The sequence below is a fragment of the Microbacterium sp. genome, from assembly GCF_049661145.1.
Taxonomy (GTDB): Bacteria; Actinomycetota; Actinomycetes; order Actinomycetales; family Microbacteriaceae; genus Microbacterium.
Genome location: NZ_JBASZT010000065.1, coordinates 1 through 4,446, shown reverse-complemented (window position 1 = coordinate 4,446; position 4,446 = coordinate 1). Strand labels below are relative to the sequence as shown.

Annotated in this window: 4 protein-coding genes and 1 pseudogene; all 5 read left to right on the top strand. The window is 71.8% G+C overall.

The features are described 5' to 3' along the window. On the top strand, positions 1–352 hold a 352-nt coding region (locus WBP48_RS02895), incomplete at its 5' end, for an ROK family protein (RefSeq protein ID WP_424435818.1). A gap of 86 nt (positions 353–438) precedes the next feature. Further along, positions 439–2,511: a sensor histidine kinase gene (locus tag WBP48_RS02890; RefSeq protein WP_424435815.1), complete on the top strand. Its 2,073-nt coding sequence runs from the start codon at positions 439–441 to the stop codon at positions 2,509–2,511. Continuing rightward, on the top strand, positions 2,508–3,155 hold the full coding sequence (locus WBP48_RS02885) for a response regulator (protein WP_424435812.1): 648 nt from the start codon (positions 2,508–2,510) through the stop codon (positions 3,153–3,155). The genes WBP48_RS02890 and WBP48_RS02885 overlap by 4 nt, the downstream gene beginning before the upstream one ends. A 413-nt stretch (positions 3,156–3,568) precedes the next feature. Next, positions 3,569–4,252, top strand: a complete 684-nt coding sequence (locus WBP48_RS02880; protein ID WP_424435809.1) for a hypothetical protein — start codon at positions 3,569–3,571, stop codon at positions 4,250–4,252. A gap of 8 nt (positions 4,253–4,260) precedes the next feature. Continuing rightward, positions 4,261–4,446, top strand: a pseudogene (locus WBP48_RS02875) (hypothetical protein); the annotation flags it as partial.

The window sequence follows — 4,446 nt, the reverse complement described above, 5'->3', positions numbered from 1 at the left end:
GCGCACAGCCGGGCCGGGACGGGCCGACGGGTGGACCGTCTTCGAACTCGCCGCGGGCGGCGACGCCGGCGCCGGCGAGATCGTCGAACGGGCCGGGCGGATGCTGGGGCGCATCGCGGCGGTCCTCGCCAGCATGTTCGATCCCGAGCGCATCGTCATCTCCGGCCGGGTATCGCCCGGCATGGAACAGCTGCTCTCCACGGCGCGGCCGCTGCTGCCCGCCGGCGTCGACCTGCCCGCACCGGAGCTCATGGTCTCTCGTCTGGGCGTGGACGCCGTCCTCATCGGCGCCGTCGCATCCGCCGCGGCGACGGCCCGGTCCCACGCGCTCGATCTCTGGCTCGCTCGCTGATCCCGCCGGCGGCGGCCCGAACCGTCCCGTCGCAGCGGGACGGCGAACCCTCCCATCCGGGACGCACCCATGGCCATACTGTTCCCATGAGATCGCCCGTCGGGACGGCGCACCGCGTGGGGGGAGCGGTCGTGTGGGCGGTGGCGTGGTCTCTCGCCGGTGCCGCGGCGGTCCTGCTGCTGGTGTTCCACCGCGGCGGATTCGAGCGGCAGGGCTTCTACCTGATCGACACGACGGTCGCCGTCGTGTACGGCCCGGTCAGCGCCCTGCTGCTCGGCCGGTCGCGGCACCCGGCCGGTCCCCTGCTCGCCGTCTATGCGATCGGCGGCGGGTTGTCTGCTTTCGGGGCCCAGTACGGCCTCGCCTCGGCATCCCTCGGCGGGCTGCCCGGGTCGCCGTTCGTCCTGTCGCTGTCGGATTGGGCATGGGTGCCGGGCACGCTCGCCAACGCCACCGTGCTGCCGTGGCTGCTCGTGGTCGGGGCGAACGGGGTGGAGCGTCGGCTTTCGCGCACGATGACGGTCACCGGTCTGTCGGTGACGGCCATCGCGACGTTCACAGCGCTGACGACCGAGAACAGCGTTCCCAATCCGCTCGCGATCCGGGGCGCGGGATATGAGCGCGTCGCGTCGGACGTCTTCGTCGCCGCGGTGCTCGTCGCGCTCGCGCTCGCGGCCGTCGCCGTCGTGTGGCTGTACCGGTGCGCCGTCCGGGGACCCGCACAAGAGCGCTCGGGGCTCGCGTGGCTTGCCACCGGACAGCTGTTCATGTTCTTCACGTACGGCGCCATGCTGCTGCCGGCGGAACTCGCCGGAGCGTTCCGGCTGGCGAGAGTGACCGATTTCCTTCCACTGGTCGCGCAGACTCTTCTCCCGGTGTCGCTCATCGTCGTCGTGCTGCGCCGACGGCTGTGGGGCGCCGAAGCGCTCGTGAGCCGCGTCGCCCTGTGGACGATGCTCGCCACCGCGATCGTGGCGGTGTATCTCGCCGTCGCGTGGGGAGCCAGTGAAGTGCTGGGGATGCTGACCGGAACCCGCGATGGCGTCGTGCCGGGCCTTGTGGCCGCCGGGATCGTGGCGCTCGTGTTCCACCCGCTGCGCGCCTGGTTGCAGGTGCGGGTCGACGGGCTCGTCTACGGCGCGGTCGCCGATCCCGATCGGCTGCTGGGCGACCTCGGCGAGCGCCTGGGTGACGCCTCGGATGCCCGGGCGCGACTGCAGGCCCTCGCGACCGGAGTGCGCACGAGTCTGGAGCTGGGCGGCGTCGAGATCGTGGGCGCCTCCCCCGGCGGCGACCTGCCGCCGATCATCGCGCGATCGGGCGAGGTGACACCCGAATCGACGGAGCTCGTGCTGGAGTCGGGCGGCGAGCGTGTCGGCATCCTGCGCATCGCGCCGAAAGTCGACGGATGGGGGGCTGGGCCGGCTGCGGGACGGCTGCCGGCGCGTACGCTGTCGACGGCGCGCAGCCTGCGCGGCGTCATCGCCGTCGCGCTGCAGCTCGCGCAGGCGGGTGTCGAACTGGAGCAGGCGCGCACGCGGCTGCTCGACGTCCGGCAGGAGGAGCGCCGGCTGCTGCGCCGTGAACTGCACGACGGCCTCGGGCCCGCCCTCGCCGGAGTGGGACTCGGGCTGGCCGCCGCACGCAATACTCTCACGCGGGATCCGCGGGATCCGCGGGACGTTCGAGCCGCGGCCGACCTGCTCGACCGGCTGCAGGCTGAGCTGTCCGTGCGCACCGAAGAAGTCCGCTCTCTCGCCCGCACGCTGCTGCCGCCCGCGCTGGACGCCGGTGGTCTGAGCCTGGCACTGGATGCCCTCGCCGTGCGCTACTCGGACGGGGCGCTGCGCATCGATGTGACCTGCGCGGGTGCCGACGACCTCGACGCGCGCCGGCAGGTCGCGGTGTATCACGTCGTCTCGGAGGCGGTGCTGAACGTGCGCCGGCACGCCGATGCCACCCGGTGCGTCGTCGCGGTGCGACCCGAGTCCGACGGTTCCGTGCTCGTATCCGTGGCGGACGACGGGCGGGGCCTCGATCCTCGCGCCGAGCGGACCGGTGTCGGACTGGCCTCGATGCGAGAGCGGGTCAGCGAGCTCGGCGGTACTCTCACCGTGGTCTCCGATGCAGGGACGCGCATTCAAGCGGTGCTGCCGTGATCCGCGTGCTCGTCGTCGACGACCATCCCGTCTTCCGCATCGGAATGTCCGAGTTGCTGGCGTCGCTCGACGGCGTCACCGTCGTCGAGCAGGCGGCGGACGAGCACACCGCTGTCGAACTCGCGATCGAGCACCGGCCCGACGTCATCATCATGGACCTCGACCTCGGCGAGGGCGCCGGTTCGGGGGTGGATGCGACGCGGCGCATCACGCGCGAAGTCCCCACCGCGGGCGTGCTCGTGGTGACGATGCTCGGCGACGACGAGTCGCTGTTCGCCTCGATCCGCGCCGGCGCCCGCGGTTATCTGCTGAAGGGAGCGACCCCGCCCGAGGTGGAGCGCGCGGTGCGCGCCGTCGCGCAGGGCGAGGTGCTGCTCGGCGCGGACGTCGGCCGTCGTGCGCTGTCGTACCTGTCGGGCGCGCGCACGGCAGGACCGATCGCCTTCCCCGAGCTGACCGACCGCGAGCGGGAGGTGCTCGATCTCGTGGCGCGCGGCCTCGACAACGCACGGGTCGCGCGCCGACTGATCCTCAGTGACAAGACCGTGCGCAACTACGTGTCGGGGATCATGACCAAGCTCGGCGTTCCCGACCGCTCGGCGCTCATCGTCCGCGCGCGCGAGGGCGGCCTCGGCGCGGACTGATGCGAGAGTCTCGTGACATGACCCAGATTTCCTTACCCCACGGCGCGGCAGAGCCACTGAAGGGCTGAGCCCCGGCAGGTGCGGCAGGTGCGGCACGTGCGGCTGACGAGGCATCGTCCCACCGATTCGGGACGCGGAGCCCTCACATCCGGGACGCCGGGAGCGCGAGTCTCTATTCGGACCTGCGGGTCCCCGCCGCAGAGCTCTGGGGCGAAAGTCTGGCCAGCTGAGGCAGATTTTCTTGCCCCACGGCGCGGCAGCGCCCTTGAAAAAGCTCGGGCGGTCACGAGATACCAGGAGGATCTACCATGTCACCACATCCCTCGGCACGACGTTCGCCGGCACTGCATTCACCAGCACGGCGTTCACCGGCACCGCGACCGGGACGCGCTCGCCTCTGGCCACTCTGGGGAGTGGCGGGAGGGCTCCTGGGCGAAGTCGCGACCATCCTCACCGACGTCCGCTCACCGCGAGAGACGGCTGCCGACGAAGCCGGCCTGCCCTACACCGTCACTCCGGACGACATGGCGCTGCTGGACGGTCGAATGCTGTACATCGGGTTCGTGGTGGGATTCGCCTCCGTCGCCGCCCTGCTCGTCTTCGCTGCCGCCTGGAAGCGGCATGTCGAGACGCGCTACGTCACCTCGACGGCAGCACGCCTGGTGAGCATCGGGTTCGTGGTGTCGGCCGCCGGGCTGACTCTCGGGTACGGCTGGAAGGGCGCGCTCGGCAACTACCTCACGTCCGAGGCTGGGCTCTTCGACGAACGGGGGTTGTTCGTCTATTTCATGCTGACCGACTTCGGGCCGTACATCCCGTGGTTCGGCACGCTGCTGTCGATGGTGGGTCTTGGCTGGATGGCGTGGCGTGAGCGCACCGTCTCGCGCGTGCTCGGCACGGTGGCGGGGCTCTACGCCGCCGCGCTGTTCGTCGCGTTCGGGCTCTCTGGCGTTCCGGGGCTGGCGGGTCCGCTCGGCGGCTTCGCCGTGTTCGGGGTGTCGCTGTGGCTGAGCGTGGGCTCCAGTCGCGTGACACTGCGTCACGACCCGCTCGCCGTGAACGCGGATGCCCGCCGCCTTGCGCCGGTCGAGGCGTGAAAGGCGCGATGGTCGCCGCCGCGGCCGCGGTGCTCGTGGTCGTGACCGTGCTGTTGGGGGGCTGTGCGGCGGCGGGGTCCGGTACAGCGTCGATGACGGATGCCGGGGGAATCTCCGGCTCGGCGGATTCCGGAAGCTCCGGGAGCGCGGGGGGCTCCGGGGGCTCGGGGGGCTCGGCGGGTTCAGGGGACTCC